This window comes from Pseudomonas abieticivorans (genome assembly GCF_023509015.1).
GTDB classification, from domain to species: Bacteria; Pseudomonadota; Gammaproteobacteria; order Pseudomonadales; family Pseudomonadaceae; genus Aquipseudomonas; species Aquipseudomonas abieticivorans.
Genome location: NZ_CP094975.1, coordinates 4,494,179 through 4,507,789, shown reverse-complemented (window position 1 = coordinate 4,507,789; position 13,611 = coordinate 4,494,179). Strand labels below are relative to the sequence as shown.

Annotated in this window: 13 protein-coding genes; 2 read left to right on the top strand and 11 right to left on the bottom strand. The window is 61.6% G+C overall.

The genetic code is table 11. The features are described from left to right. Positions 1-3: 3 nt before the first annotated feature. The 8 genes from pabC to L9B60_RS20645 all read right to left on the bottom strand — a co-directional run bounded on the left by pabC (position 4) and on the right by L9B60_RS20645 (position 6,168). Entirely contained in the window at positions 4-819 is an 816-nt protein-coding gene (pabC, locus tag L9B60_RS20680) for an aminodeoxychorismate lyase (RefSeq protein WP_249672708.1), read from the bottom strand. Further along, on the bottom strand, positions 819-2,063 hold the full coding sequence (gene fabF, locus L9B60_RS20675; RefSeq protein ID WP_249672706.1) for a beta-ketoacyl-ACP synthase II: 1,245 nt from the start codon (positions 2,061-2,063) through the stop codon (positions 819-821). The genes pabC and fabF overlap by 1 nt, the downstream gene beginning before the upstream one ends. A gap of 112 nt (positions 2,064-2,175) precedes the next feature. Continuing rightward, positions 2,176-2,412, bottom strand: a complete 237-nt coding sequence (gene acpP, locus L9B60_RS20670) for an acyl carrier protein (protein ID WP_003175607.1) — start codon at positions 2,410-2,412, stop codon at positions 2,176-2,178. 197 nt (positions 2,413-2,609) lie between these two features. After that, complete coding sequence (fabG, locus tag L9B60_RS20665; protein WP_249672704.1) at positions 2,610-3,350, bottom strand: 3-oxoacyl-ACP reductase FabG; 741 nt, start codon at positions 3,348-3,350, stop codon at positions 2,610-2,612. Between the two features lie 15 nt (positions 3,351-3,365). Then, positions 3,366-4,304 carry an ACP S-malonyltransferase gene (gene fabD / locus L9B60_RS20660; protein ID WP_249672702.1) on the bottom strand — a complete coding sequence of 313 codons (939 nt, stop codon included), beginning with the start codon at positions 4,302-4,304 and terminating at the stop codon, positions 3,366-3,368. Positions 4,305-4,430: 126 nt separating this feature from the next. Then, positions 4,431-5,441 carry a phosphate acyltransferase PlsX gene (plsX, locus tag L9B60_RS20655; protein WP_283780519.1) on the bottom strand — a complete coding sequence of 337 codons (1,011 nt, stop codon included), beginning with the start codon at positions 5,439-5,441 and terminating at the stop codon, positions 4,431-4,433. A gap of 3 nt (positions 5,442-5,444) precedes the next feature. Next, positions 5,445-5,627, bottom strand: a complete 183-nt coding sequence (rpmF, locus tag L9B60_RS20650; protein WP_003179396.1) for a 50S ribosomal protein L32 — start codon at positions 5,625-5,627, stop codon at positions 5,445-5,447. Between the two features lie 13 nt (positions 5,628-5,640). Further along, positions 5,641-6,168, bottom strand: a complete 528-nt coding sequence (locus L9B60_RS20645) for a YceD family protein (protein ID WP_249672700.1) — start codon at positions 6,166-6,168, stop codon at positions 5,641-5,643. A 94-nt stretch (positions 6,169-6,262) separates the two neighbouring features. Between L9B60_RS20645 and L9B60_RS20640 the strand changes: the two genes are divergently transcribed. After that, positions 6,263-6,841: a Maf family protein gene (locus L9B60_RS20640; RefSeq protein WP_249672697.1), complete on the top strand. Its 579-nt coding sequence runs from the start codon at positions 6,263-6,265 to the stop codon at positions 6,839-6,841. 63 nt (positions 6,842-6,904) lie between these two features. Here L9B60_RS20640 and L9B60_RS20635 read toward each other — a convergent pair whose 3' ends face one another. The 3 genes from L9B60_RS20635 to rluC are packed head-to-tail and all read right to left on the bottom strand — an operon-like array spanning position 6,905 to position 9,519. Beyond that, positions 6,905-7,888 carry a S49 family peptidase gene (locus tag L9B60_RS20635; protein ID WP_249672694.1) on the bottom strand — a complete coding sequence of 328 codons (984 nt, stop codon included), beginning with the start codon at positions 7,886-7,888 and terminating at the stop codon, positions 6,905-6,907. A gap of 22 nt (positions 7,889-7,910) precedes the next feature. Continuing rightward, a complete protein-coding gene (locus L9B60_RS20630; RefSeq protein WP_249672691.1) occupies positions 7,911-8,573 on the bottom strand; it encodes an HAD-IA family hydrolase in 663 nt (220 codons plus the stop codon). Further along, the gene (gene rluC / locus L9B60_RS20625) at positions 8,563-9,519 is read right to left on the bottom strand and encodes a 23S rRNA pseudouridine(955/2504/2580) synthase RluC (protein WP_249672689.1); all 957 of its coding nucleotides are present in this window, start codon (positions 9,517-9,519) and stop codon (positions 8,563-8,565) included. Before rluC ends, L9B60_RS20630 begins: the two co-directional genes overlap by 11 nt. Before the next feature lie 753 nt (positions 9,520-10,272). On the opposite strand from rluC, the gene rne reads away from it, so the two are divergent. Further along, complete coding sequence (gene rne, locus L9B60_RS20620; RefSeq protein WP_249672686.1) at positions 10,273-13,515, top strand: ribonuclease E; 3,243 nt, start codon at positions 10,273-10,275, stop codon at positions 13,513-13,515. Positions 13,516-13,611 lie beyond the last annotated feature (96 nt).

Here is a 13,611-nt window from a genome sequence, read left to right as displayed (position 1 = left end):
GAATCAAGCATCCAATAACGCGCAGGCAATGCCCTGCAGTTTACGGGTGAGCGGACCCGGCGACCAGTTCAGTGATGTAAAACCATGTACCGGCCACAGGCCATAGACGCTGTTGCAGACAAACACTTCATCGGCCTGCTCGAGGTCAGCCATGCACAGGTCCCTGACCTGCACCGCAATGCCCGCCTGCTGCGCCTGTGCAATAAGCTCGGCGCGCATCACCCCGGCCACGCCACAACGGCTCAGGTCGGCGGTGAGCAGCACGCCCTGCCTGACCAGAAACAGATTGCTGTACACCCCCTCGATCAAGCGCCCGGAGGTGTCGCGCATCAACCCTTCGGCAAACTCGCTGCCTTGCCATTCGGCACGGGCCAATACTTGTTCCAGGCGATTGAGGTGTTTGAGGCCGGCCAGCAGAGGCTGCTCGGCCAAGCGGGTGGTGCAGGGGAACAATCGTACGCCTTGCTCGGCATGAGCGCTGGGGTATTGAGGCAAGGGGCTGGCCTGCAGGATACGCCGGGCCGGCGCCACCGGGTCGGCGGCATAGCCACGGGCACTGTCGCCGCGAGCGAGGATAAGCTTGAGCACACCCTCGCCCATGGCCCGGGCATAGGCCTGGACTTCATCGCCGACCTGCTGCAGGTCCGTGATGATCGCCAGGCGTTGGCAGCCTTCGGCCAACCGCGCCAGGTGGCGCGCCAGCAACAACGGCTGGCCCGCCTTGACGGCGATGGTCTCGAACAGGCCATCGCCATACGCCAGGCCCCGGCTCTTCAGCGCAAGCGCGTCGGCCGGTTGCCCGTCGACCCAACTGTGCATCAACCGACGAACCGGCGGAACACCAGCGAACCGTTGGTACCGCCAAAACCGAACGAGTTGGACAACACCACGTCGATCTGCATGCGGCGGGCCTCGTGCGGCACGAAGTCCAGGTCGCAGCCTTCGTCCGGCTCGTCCAGGTTGATGGTGGGCGGCGCCACCTGATCCTGGATCGCCATGACGCTGAAGATCGCTTCCACGGCGCCGGCGGCACCGAGCAGGTGACCGGTCATCGACTTGGTCGAGCTGACGGCCAACTGATGCGCGTGCTCGCCGAACACCGACTTGATGGCCGAGACTTCAGCCATGTCGCCAGCCGAGGTCGAGGTGCCGTGGGCATTGATGTACTGGACATCGCTTGGAGCCACACCCGCATCGCGCAAGGCGTTGGTCATGCAGCGCGCGGCGCCCGAGCCGTCTTCCGGCGGCGAGGTCATGTGGAAGGCGTCGCCGCTCATGCCAAAGCCCACCAGCTCGGCGTAGATGGTCGCGCCACGGGCCTTGGCATGCTCCAGTTCTTCGAGCACCAGGGCGCCGGCACCGTCGGACAACACGAAGCCATCACGGCCTTTGTCCCACGGGCGGCTGGCCCGGGTCGGCTCGTCATTGCGGGTCGACAGCGCACGGGACGCGCCGAAGCCGCCCATGCCCAGCCCGCAGGCAGCCATTTCGGCACCGCCGGCAATCATCACGTCGGCTTCGCCGTAGGCAATGTTGCGCGCCGCCATACCAATGCAGTGCGTACCCGTGGTACAGGCCGTGGCAATGGCGTAGTTAGGCCCCTGTACACCCAGGTGGATGGACAGAAAGCCGGAAATCATATTGATGATGGAACCCGGCACGAAGAACGGCGAAATACGCCGAGGCCCCTGCTCGTGCAGGATGCGGCTGGTTTCTTCGATGTTGGTCAGGCCGCCGATCCCCGAGCCCATGGCCACGCCAATGCGCTCACGGTTGGCATCGGTGACTTCAAGGCCTGCGTTACGCACCGCTTGAAAGCCGGCCGCCAAGCCGTACTGAATGAACAAATCGAGCTTGCGGGCTTCCTTGACCGACAGGTACTCCTCGACCTTGAAATCCTTGACCGAGCCGCCAAAACGGGTGGAGTAGGCAGAAAGGTCGGTATGCTCGATCAGACCAATGCCACTGCGGCCAGCCAGAATGCCCTGCCAGGTGCTCGGCACATCCGTGCCCAGTGGCGACAGCATACCCATACCGGTGACCACGACGCGTCTACGCGACACAGCGCTCTCCTTATTTTAGGAACAACTCTTTACAGCTCATCTAAAGAAAAAACCGCACGCCGGCAAAGGCAGTGCGGTTTTTTCCATGACAAGAAGCGACGATTACAAAATCTTAAGCCTGGTGGCTAGTGACGTAATCGATGGCCGCTTGAACGGTAGTGATCTTCTCAGCTTCTTCGTCCGGGATTTCGGTCTCGAATTCCTCTTCCAGAGCCATCACCAGCTCAACGGTGTCAAGGGAATCGGCACCCAGATCTTCAACGAAGGAAGCAGTGTTGACCACTTCTTCTTCTTTAACGCCCAGTTGCTCGGCGACGATTTTCTTGACGCGTTCTTCGATGGTGCTCATACCTTGTTTTCACTCCTAAATGGACATAAGTCAGGCAGCTGGCCGGTGTGTAAGTTTATAGGAAGGCTGCCGCATTTCAAGCTGAAAGCTTGGCCCACCTATCACACCTGCCCCCCGCCTAGAATTTGGTTGCAGCTTTATAACGGATTTTAGACAGCTCGTATGACATTTTTTTGAAGCAATCCGTCACATTTCACTTACATGTACATGCCGCCGTTGACTGGGATTGTAGCGCCAGTCACGTAACCTGCACCTTCAGAGGCCAGGAAAGCCACCACATTGGCGATTTCCTGCGCCTGGCCCAGACGCCCCAAGGGGATCTGGGTCTGCAACGCTTCACGCTGAGCCTCAGGCAGCTCACGGGTCATGTCGGTGTCGATGAAGCCTGGTGCCACCGAATTGACCGTGATCGCACGCGAGCCCACTTCACGGGCTAACGCACGGCTGAAGCCTTCGAGGCCAGCCTTGGCTGCAGCATAGTTTACTTGGCCAACGTTACCCATGGCACCTACCACTGAACCGATACTGATGATTCGGCCCCAGCGCGCCTTGGTCATGCCGCGCAGCACGCCCTTGGACAGGCGGTACAGGCTGTTGAGGTTGGTATCGATGACATCATGCCACTCCTCATCCTTCATGCGCAGCATCAAATTGTCGCGGGTGATGCCGGCATTGTTGACCAGGATGGTCGGCGCACCGAACTGCTCGGTGATGGCGGCCAGGGCCGCGGCCACCGATTCGTTGCTGCAGACATTCAATTCCAGGCCAGTACCGGTGACACCGTGCTCCTTGAGCGTGGCGGCAATACGTTCGGCACCGGAAGCCGACGTGGCGGTACCGATCACGGTAGCGCCCAGACGACCCAGTTCAAGGGCGATAGCCTGGCCAATGCCACGGCTCGCACCGGTGACCAGTGCAACTTTACCTTGCAGGCTCATGCCAGCTCTCCTTAATCAAGCCTGCGCCGCACGGGCGGCGGCGAAGGCGTCTGGGGTGTTCAGGTTTTCAGTGCTGACGCCATCGGCGCAGCGTTTGTTCAGGCCGGCGAGCACCTTGCCCGGGCCGCATTCGACCAGGCGCGGCGCGCCCTGGGCCGCCAGGTACTGGACCGACTCGACCCAGCGCACAGGCTTGTACAACTGCTCGAGCAGGTCACGCTTGAGGGTGTCCAGGTCAGCCGGCACGGCTGCGCTGACGTTTTGCACCACGGGGATCTGCGGCACTTGCCAGTCGATGGCGTTGATCGACTCGGCAAAGCGCTCGGCAGCCGGCTTCATCAAGGCGCAGTGCGACGGCACGCTGACCGGCAGCGGCAGCGCACGCTTGGCGCCAGCAGCCTTGAGCAGCTCGATGGCACGCTCCACGGCGGCCTTGGAACCGGCAATCACCACCTGGCCCGGGGAGTTGAAGTTCACCGCGCTGACAACCTCACCCTGGGCCGCTTCGGCGCAGGCATTGACCACCACGGCATCGTCCAGGCCGAGGATCGCCGCCATGGCGCCCTGCCCGGCCGGCACCGCTTCCTGCATCAACTGGCCGCGGCGCTCCACCAGCTTGACCGCGTCGCCCAGGCTCAGGCAACCGGCAGCCACCAAGGCGCTGTATTCGCCCAGGCTGTGACCGGCGACGAACGTCGGGCGCTCGCCACCTTCGGCCAACCACAGGCGCCACAGCGCCACGGAAGCGGCGAGGATCGCCGGCTGGGTCTTGTCGGTCTGGTTGAGGCTTTCGACCGGACCTTCCTGGGTCAACGCCCACAGGTCGTAACCCAGTGCGTCAGACGCTTCCTTGAAGGTATCCAGAACCAGCGGATACTGAGCGCCCAACTCGGCCAACATGCCGAGGGACTGTGAACCTTGTCCTGGAAAGACGAATGCGAGGGATGCAGACATTAAACAAGCCCTTAATGATCTTGTCGTCGGAGAGTTGACACCGGGCATAGCCTGGCGCAAGAAACTGACAGTTGGATGGCAAATAGAACCGGGTGGTCACATTTAAGCACTGTTGAGCGATTCTGCCTAAAGCAACAAGTCTTCCAGACGCCCATGCAGGCGCTGCGGAAGGTTTTCCTGAATCTCGATCAAAGCGCGCTGAATCGCACTCTGAAAGCCCTGAACCCCAGCAGAGCCATGGCTTTTGACGACGATACCCTGCAACCCGAGAAAGCTTGCGCCATTGTGACGCGCCGGCGCCAGGTCGTCCTGCAGGCGCTTGAGCAACGGCATCGCCATCGCACCCACCAGGCGCGAAGCCAGGCTGCTCTTGAATAGGGTTTCAATGCGCGCGGCGATCATGGTCGCCAGGCCCTCGCTGGACTTGAGCAGGATATTGCCGACGAAACCGTCGCATACCACCACGTCGGCTTCACCGCGATACAGGCCATCGCCCTCGATGAACCCGATGTAATTAAGGCCGCGCGCGCCCTGCAACAAGCTGGCGGCCAGCTTGACCTGCTGGTTGCCCTTGATGTCTTCGGTGCCCACGTTGAGCAGCGCCACGCGCGGGCGCAGCACGCCCAGCGCCTGGGCGGCCACCGAGCCCATCACGGCGAACTGGTACAGGTGCTCGGCACTGCAATCGACGTTGGCGCCCAAATCCAGCAACTGGCAATAGCCGGCCTGCGTGGGGATGGCAGCCACCATCGCCGGGCGGTCGATGCCTGGGAGGGTTTTGAGCACATAACGCGACAACGCCATCAGCGCCCCGGTATTGCCGGCGCTGACACAGGCTTGCACCTGGCCATCGCGCAACAACTGCAACGCCACCCGCATCGAAGAATCCGGCTTGCCACGCAGCGCCTGGGAGGGCCGCTCGTCCATGCCAATGACTTCGCTGGCCGCAGCAATCTGCAGGCGCGCGCGATCGACACCGGAATGCCCGGCAATCAATTCTTCAAGGAGGATAGGGTGACCGACGAGGGTCAGGTGCAGCGAGGGTGTGGCAGACAGGCAGGCAAGGCTGGCCTGGACAATGCTGCGGGGACCGAAGTCCCCGCCCATTGCGTCAATCGCAATCGATTGAGCGGACAAGACTTACTCGTCAGCGCCCTTGTCGATCACTTTACGGCCACGGTATACGCCTTCTGGCGATACGTGGTGACGCAGGTGAACTTCACCAGTGGTCTTTTCCACGGACAGGGTGCTAGCCTCGAGTGCGTCGTGCGAACGGCGCATGTCACGGGCAGAGCGGGATTTTTTGTTCTGCTGAACAGCCATAATTGATTAACTCCTAAACGTTTGGGTCACGCTTTAACTGCGCCAATACACTGAACGGGTTGGACCGCGTTACCTCGTCCTCGCACGGCTCGGGCTCATCGAGACCCGCCGGCTGCTGGCATTCTTCCGGATGATGAGCAGGCACAATGGGCAAGGCGAGCAAAAGCTCCTCCTCGATCAATGCCTGCAGATCCAATGGATCTTCGCCCAGTTCCAGCACGTCATAGCCTTTCGGTAACGACTGGGTATTCGCACCCTCCTTCACCACAGCGTAACTGCATTCGCTGTGAATCGGCAGGGTGACCAGCTCAAGACAACGCTGGCAAACCATTTTGACTTCGGTGTCGATAAAACTGTGGATTACCACAGACTTACGTTCATCTCGTTCAAAAACGAATTTAGCCTGCACCGTACCGACAGTGTCGGAAAGCGGGTCGCAGAGTCTCTCCAAATCGGCCAGCAGCAGTTCACCTTGAAGGGTGGTGCCACGGTCAGCCAATTTGCGCGGGTCAACGTGAGGTGGAATCGGGTCATTCAACATAGGCGCAGCATTCTAGGGAGGACCCCATCGTGTGTCAAAGGAAATTCGGCCTGATAGCGGTGTTAGAATCACCATTCATCATCAGGAGTCTCGCATGCTGCCCTTGCACCTCGCTTCCAGCTCCCCCTACCGCCGCGAATTACTCGCGCGCCTGCGCTTGCCGTTCACCTGCAGCTCGCCGGATATCGACGAAAGCCGGCAACCCGACGAGCCCGCGGAAAAACTGGTGCGGCGCCTGGCCGAAGAGAAAGCCCGAGCCCTGGCGGGCAGCCATCCGGCACATCTTATCATTGGCTCAGACCAGGTCGCCGTATTGGGCGAGCAAATTCTTGGCAAGCCGCACACTTTCGACAACGCCTGCGCGCAACTGCTGGAGGCCAGCGGCACGCAGGTGACCTTCCTCACCGGCCTTGCGCTACTCAACAGCGCCACGGGCGAGTGCCAGGTCGATTGCATCCCCTTCACCGTGCAGATGCGCGAATTGAGCCTGGCGACCATCCAGCGCTACCTGCAGGCCGAGCAGCCGTATGACTGTGCTGGCAGCTTCAAGGCCGAGGGATTGGGCGTGAGCCTGTTCCAAAGCACCCACGGGCCGGACGCGACCAGCCTGGTGGGGCTGCCGTTGATTCGCTTGGTGGATATGTTGATTCAGGAAGGTGTGGCGGTGCCGTGAAGCGTTCGCGGATAAATCAGCGCCTACAGGGGTTCGTAGGCGCGGATTCATCCGCGAAAGAAGTTAACGCAAGGCTGGACCGTTGAAGCCCAGGCGCATGGCCAGCTCTTCAGCCACGCTGGTGCCCAGCTTTTTGGAGAAACGGTCGAACGCCGAATCCTGAACGGTGAAGTCGACCAGCTCTTTTTCACCGATTACATCGCGGGCCACCGAACTGGCATTGCCCAGCCCATCGATCAAGCCCAGTTGCAGCGCCTGCTCGCCCGACCAGATCAACCCCGAGAACAGCTCCGGGTGCTCCTTGTCTTTCAGGCGATCACCACGGCCCTGCTTGACCACCGAGATGAATTGGTTGTGGGTGGTGTCGAGCACACCCTGCCAGAACTTGGTTTCGTCAGCTTTCTGCGGCTGGAACGGGTCGAGAAACGATTTGTGCTCGCCCGACGTGTAGGCGCGGCGCTCCACACCCAGCTTCTCCATGGTACCGACAAAGCCGTAGCCGGCCGCCGTCACGCCAATGGAACCCACCAGGCTGGCCTTGTCGGCGTAGATCTGGTCGGCGGCACTGGCAATGTAATAGGCCCCCGAAGCGCCGAGGTCGGTGATCACCGCGTACAGCTTGACGTCTGGATGCTCCTTGCGCAGGCGGCGGATCTCGTCGACGACGTAACCGGCCTGCACCGGGCTGCCGCCCGGGCTGTTGATGCGCAGGACCACGCCCTTGACCTTGGTGTCTTCAAAGGCGGCACGCAGGCTGCCGATGATGTTGTCGGCGCTGGCGGCCTCCTGGTCGGCGATCATGCCGCGCACCTCGATCAGCGCGGTATAGCCCGAGCCGCGCGTAGCGCTTTTTTCCATGTCCATCAGCGGGGTGAACAACACCAGCGCGCCAAACAGGTAAATAAAGGTCAGCAGCTTGAAGAAAATCCCCCAGCGGCGCGAGCGGCGCTGCTCCTGGACACTGGCCAGCAAGGTTTTTTCCAGCAGCTGCCAACTCTTGTCGTCACTGCTTTTTTCCGCGCTCGGCGCTTTCCATTCATCCGACATCGTTCAGCTTCTCCGACAAAAATCAGGGCGCCGGCTGGTTCAGCCAGGCGTGCAAATCCGTGAACCGCTCAATCGCCAACCTGGGCTGATGAACCCGCAACGCATCCAGGGCCATGGCGCCATAACCGACCGCCACGCTGTCCATACCCGCATTGTTGGCCATCAACAAGTCAAACGCCGAATCACCGACCATCAGGGCCTTTTGCGGGGCTACCTGGCAATGGGCGAGGATCTCTTCCAGCATCAGAGGGTGCGGCTTGCTGCGGGTTTCATCGGCAGCACGGGTGATGTCGAAATAATCCTCCCAACCGTGCGCCTGCAACACCCGGTCCAGCCCGCGACGGGCCTTGCCGGTGGCCACCGCCAGGCGATAGCCGGCCGCGCGAAACGCTTCAAGCGACTCCAGCACGCCTGGGAACAGCGGCGAAGGCTCGGCATCCATGGCCATGTAGCAATCGGCATAGTGTTGACGAAAGGCAATGACTTGTCCGTCATCCATTTCCGGATACAGCGTAAGAATTGCCTCTGGAAGCGCCAGGCCGATGATGCCCTTGATGGCCTCGTCGCCCCGCTCCGGATAACCGGCAGCGCGCGCCGCGACCTTCATGGCCTCGACAATCCGACCAATGGAGTCAGCCAGGGTGCCGTCCCAGTCAAAAATCAGCAGTTGGTAATCACGGCGCAAGCAAACGCTCCACGGTTTTAGCCCACATTTCATCCACCGGCGCTTCGAGCTTGAGCTCACCACCATCGGGCAGCGGCACGGTCAATTGGTAGGCGTGCAGGAACAGGCGTTTGCCGCCCAGGTCGCGAATCTCACGGCTGAAGTCTTCGTCGCCGTATTTGCTGTCACCGGCAATGGCGTGCCCGGCATGCAGGGTATGCACACGAATCTGGTGGGTACGCCCGGTAATCGGCCGCGCCTCGACCATGGTGGCGAAATCACCGAAGCGGCGCAGTACCTTGAACATCGTCAGGGCCTCCTTGCCTTCTTCGTTGACCTCGACCATGCGCTCGCCCGAACGCAGGTTGCTCTTGGCCAGCGGCGCGCGCACCGACTTCTGGGCCGTAGCCCAATGGCCGCGCACCAGCGCCATGTAGCGCTTGTCCACGCCATCGCCACGCAAGGCCGCGTGCAGGTGGCGCAACATGCTGCGCTTCTTGGCGATCATCAACAGGCCCGACGTGTCGCGGTCCAGGCGGTGCACCAGCTCCAACTCCTTGGCATCCGGGCGCATCTGACGAAAGGCCTCGATCACGCCAAAGGTCAGGCCGCTGCCGCCATGCACGGCGATGCCGGCCGGCTTGTTGAGCACGATAAGGGCCTTGTCCTCGTAGACAATGGCCGCCTCCAGGCGCTGCAACAAACCCTGGGCAACCGGCACCGGCTCGTCGCGTTCGGGCAGACGAACGGGCGGCACGCGGATGATGTCCCCGGCCTGGATTTTGTACTCGGGCTTGATCCTTCCCTTGTTAACGCGCACTTCGCCCTTGCGAACAATGCGATAGACCAGGGTTTTAGGCACACCCTTGAGCACGTTAATCAGAAAGTTATCAATACGTTGGCCGGCAAGTTCCGGCGCAACCTCGATCAGCTGGACGCCGGAGGTTGGAGAGGTTGTAGTCGTCATGGCGGGAATGATAACAATTTTTTATGGATTTGAAGCACTTAATGATTGCTGCTATAGTCGCGAACGCCGCCATAAGCGGCTGGCAAGTGGACAAGCGGTCATTAACCGGCCCTTGCCGACGCAATTCATTGAGGACGCGAGGCCGTCCGACGGGGTTTTCGCTAGTTTACGGAGTGCTTTGCAACGTAGCCGGCGCAGATGAGAGAAGACCGGAAAAAGACCAAAAAGAGCGGTGTTCGTGCACTCATTTTCTGTTTTTTTTCGATGCCTCTCCTTGATAGCGTGGTCGTTTTCACTCGGTACTGGCGACTGCTTCGGAAACACAAAGCCTTAGCCATAATGCGCAGGCAACCGACAACTGCCTGCGATAAATGCCAACCCGTTGCGGATTCAGCGCGCGGCAGCACCCGAATTATCAGGGATACGTGTAGGGTGGAGATGCACAATTGTCGGACCGTGTAGCACCGGCTCAGATCGACCAGGCGCCCCAGGCACTGATCGAACGGACCCGGTCCTTGATCAAGACGCTTATCGGCGTCCACGGCAAGACCTTTGATTCCTCCTCCTGACTGAGTGCTTTTGACACCACAGCAAGCAGGACGCGTCGTCGCGACTTCGCCCCCATTGGTCGAACATCGCTAGACACTGGAGTGGCCCCGCCACTGCTGACGCACCTGACACCGACCGTGAGAAGTCGTGTGTGCCGAACGCCGTTTCCGGCAGCCCGGAAACCGACGGTACTACATGAAAAGAATGCTGATTAACGCAACTCAACCCGAAGAGTTGCGTGTTGCACTGGTAGATGGCCAGCGCCTCTATGACCTGGACATCGAATCCGGTGCACGCGAGCAGAAAAAGGCCAACATCTATAAAGGCCGAATCACTCGCATCGAACCGAGCCTTGAGGCTGCCTTTGTCGATTTCGGCTCTGAGCGCCATGGCTTCCTGCCCCTCAAAGAAATCTCCCGCGAATACTTCAAGAAAGCCCCCGAAGGCCGCGTCAACATCAAGGACGTCCTGAGCGAAGGCCAGGAAGTCATCGTGCAGGTCGAGAAAGAAGAGCGTGGCAACAAGGGCGCCGCCCTGACCACGTTCATCAGCCTGGCCGGCCGTTACCTGGTACTGATGCCGAACAACCCGCGTGCCGGCGGCATCTCGCGCCGCATCGAAGGCGAAGAACGCAACGAACTGCGTGAAGCGCTGAACGGCCTGGTCGCCCCCGCCGACATGGGCCTGATCGTGCGCACTGCCGGCCTTGGCCGCAGCAGCGAAGAAATGCAGTGGGACCTGGATTACCTGCTGCAGCTCTGGACCGCCATCAAAGAAGCCTCGCTGGACCGCTCCGCGCCGTTCCTGATCTACCAGGAAAGCAACGTGATCATCCGCGCGATCCGCGACTACCTGCGCCAGGACATCGGCGAAGTGCTGATCGACAGCGTCGAAGCCCAGGAAGAAGCCCTGACCTTCATCCGCCAGGTGATGCCGCAGTACGCCAGCAAGATCAAGCTGTACGAAGACAGCGTACCGCTGTTCAACCGCTTCCAGATCGAAAGCCAGATCGAGACCGCTTTCCAGCGCGTGGTCGAACTGCCTTCCGGCGGCTCCATCGTGATCGACCCGACCGAAGCCCTGGTGTCCATCGACATCAACTCGGCGCGCGCCACCAAAGGCAGCGACATCGAAGAAACCGCGCTGCAGACCAACCTGGAAGCAGCCGAAGAAATCGCTCGCCAATTGCGCCTGCGTGACATCGGCGGCCTGATCGTGATCGACTTCATCGACATGACCCCAGCCAAGAACCAGCGCGCCGTGGAAGAAAAAGTCCGCGAATGCCTGGAAGCCGACCGCGCCCGCGTCCAGGTCGGCCGCATCTCGCGCTTCGGCCTGCTGGAAATGTCCCGTCAGCGCCTGCGCCCTTCCCTGGGCGAGAGCAGCGGCATCGTCTGCCCGCGTTGCAACGGCACCGGCATCATCCGCGACGTCGAATCGCTGTCGCTGGCCATCCTGCGCCTGATCGAAGAAGAAGCCCTGAAGGACCGCACCGCCGAAGTTCGCGCGCAAGTGCCGATCCCGGTCGCAGCCTTCCTGCTCAACGAGAAACGCAACTCGATCACCAAGATCGAACTGCGCACCCGTGCGCGCATCGTTATCCTGCCGAACGACCACCTCGAAACCCCGCATTTCGAAGTTCAGCGCCTGCGCGACGACAGCCCGGAAGCCCAGAACAGCCAATCGAGCTACGAGATCGCCGCAGCCGAAGTGGAAGAAGTGCAACCGGTCGCCGCCACTCGCACCCTGGTTCGCCAGGAAGCAGCGGTCAAAACCGCACCGCCGCGCACTTCCGCGCCAGTTCCGGCCTCGGTTGAACAACCGGTCGCCGCACCCGTTGCCGCCCCTGCCCTGCCTGAGCCAAGTCTGTTCAAGGGCCTGGTAAAGTCGCTGGTCAGCCTGTTCGCCACCAAGGAAGAGCCTGTTGCACCGGCCGCCACCGTGGTCGAAAAGCCGGCCACCGAGCGCCCGCAGCGCAACGAAGAACGCCGTAACGGCCGCCAGCAAAGCCGTAACCGCAACGGTCGTCGCGACGAAGAGCGCAAGCCACGTGAAGAACGCGCCCCGCGCGAAGAACGTGCGCCACGCGAAGCCCGCGAAGATGCACCGGCTGCCCGTGAAGAACGCGCGCCACGCCCACCTCGCGAGCCCCGTGCCCCGCGCGAAGAGCGTCGCCCACGTGAAGACCGCCCGGTACGCGAACTGCGCGAGCCGCTGGACGCCGTAGCGCCAGCCGTACGTGAAGAACGCCCGGAACGTGCACCACGTGAAGAACGTGCCCCTCGCGAAGAACGTGCACCGCGTGAAGAACGCGCACCACGTGAAGAGCGTGCACCGCGTGAAGAACGTGCCCCACGTGAAGAGCGCGCACCGCGCCCGCCACGTGAAGAGCGTGCGCCACAGGCCGAGCAAGCTGAAAAAGCCGAAGCACTGGACGAAGAACTGCTGCCGAACGAAGAAGCCCTGCAGGATGATGGTCAGGACGGCGCCGAAGGTGATCGCCCACGCCGCCGCTCCCGTGGCCAGCGTCGTCGCAGCAACCGTCGTGAGCGTCAGCGTGATGCCAACGGCAACGAAGTGGAAGGTTCGGAAGAAGGCAATGAGTCGGGCGAAGCTTCCAGCGACGAACTGGCTGCAGGCCTGGCCGTGACCGCCGCCGTTGCCAGCAGCGTGATCAGCGCCCCAGCCGAGGCCCAGGCCCACGTTGAAGCTGAACGCGCCACCGCTGCTGTCGAAGCCAAACCTGAAGTGTTCGAGCCGGCTGCCGTGGAAGCGCCAGTAGCTCAAGCACCGGTCGTGGAAGTACCTGCCGTCCAAGCCCCGGTGGTTGCCCAAGCAACACCTGTGGTCGAAACCAGCAAGCCTGCCGAAATCCAGCACCCGTTGGACTTCAGCCCCGCACCTGTGGTGGAGCAACCGGTTGCCGCGGTTTTTGAAGCAGCCACGCCCCACGCTGCCGAAGAAGTCGCCGCCCCCGTGGTTGAATTCCAACCGGAACCTGCCAAGGCAGAAACGGTTGAGTTCACCCCGGCCGTGATCGAAGCCGAACCTGCCCCGGCCCCCGTGGTCGAGGTTGCACCGGTGGTTGAAGCGCCTGTCGTCGAAGTGGCCCCTGTGGTCGTCGAAGCGCCGGTCGTAGAAGCCCCAGTGGTTCAAGAAGCCGTTGTGGCCGCCGAGCCTGCTCCAGTCGTAGAGGCAGCTCCAGTAGAAGCCGCTCCGGTAGTACTGAGCAATGGTCGCGCCCCTAACGACCCTCGCGAAGTGCGTCGTCGCAAGCGTGAAGCCGAAGCAGCCGCCGCTGCCGCCGCTGCACAGCCAAGCGCCGCACCAGTTGTCGAAGACGCCAGTGCTGCATCGTTCGACGAGAACCTGCAGTCGGTTGAAGACGTGATCGAGCACCACCCAAAAGCCCTGGAAGAAGCCCACGAGCCTAAACCACTCGCCTGACTCCACCGGCCATGAAAAAGCCCCCGCTGCAGTGATGCAGCGGGGGCTTTTTTATGTCTTCCGGTTTTGTGCTGCCTGGGGCCCTCACGGGCCGCG

Excerpts from the sequence above, each read along its gene's own strand:
- pabC (WP_249672708.1), bottom strand. The coding sequence starts at position 819 with ATGCACAGTTGGGTCGACGGGCAACCGGCCGACGCGCTTGCGCTGAAG.
- rne (WP_249672686.1), top strand. The coding sequence starts at position 10,273 with ATGCTGATTAACGCAACTCAACCCGAAGAGTTGCGTGTTGCACTGGTA.
- L9B60_RS20635 (WP_249672694.1), bottom strand. The coding sequence starts at position 7,888 with ATGTCGGATGAATGGAAAGCGCCGAGCGCGGAAAAAAGCAGTGACGAC.
- L9B60_RS20640 (WP_249672697.1), top strand. The coding sequence starts at position 6,263 with ATGCTGCCCTTGCACCTCGCTTCCAGCTCCCCCTACCGCCGCGAATTA.
- L9B60_RS20645 (WP_249672700.1), bottom strand. The coding sequence starts at position 6,168 with ATGTTGAATGACCCGATTCCACCTCACGTTGACCCGCGCAAATTGGCT.
- fabD (WP_249672702.1), bottom strand. The coding sequence starts at position 4,304 with ATGTCTGCATCCCTCGCATTCGTCTTTCCAGGACAAGGTTCACAGTCC.
- rpmF (WP_003179396.1), bottom strand. The coding sequence starts at position 5,627 with ATGGCTGTTCAGCAGAACAAAAAATCCCGCTCTGCCCGTGACATGCGC.
- fabG (WP_249672704.1), bottom strand. The coding sequence starts at position 3,350 with ATGAGCCTGCAAGGTAAAGTTGCACTGGTCACCGGTGCGAGCCGTGGC.
- acpP (WP_003175607.1), bottom strand. The coding sequence starts at position 2,412 with ATGAGCACCATCGAAGAACGCGTCAAGAAAATCGTCGCCGAGCAACTG.
- rluC (WP_249672689.1), bottom strand. The coding sequence starts at position 9,519 with ATGACGACTACAACCTCTCCAACCTCCGGCGTCCAGCTGATCGAGGTT.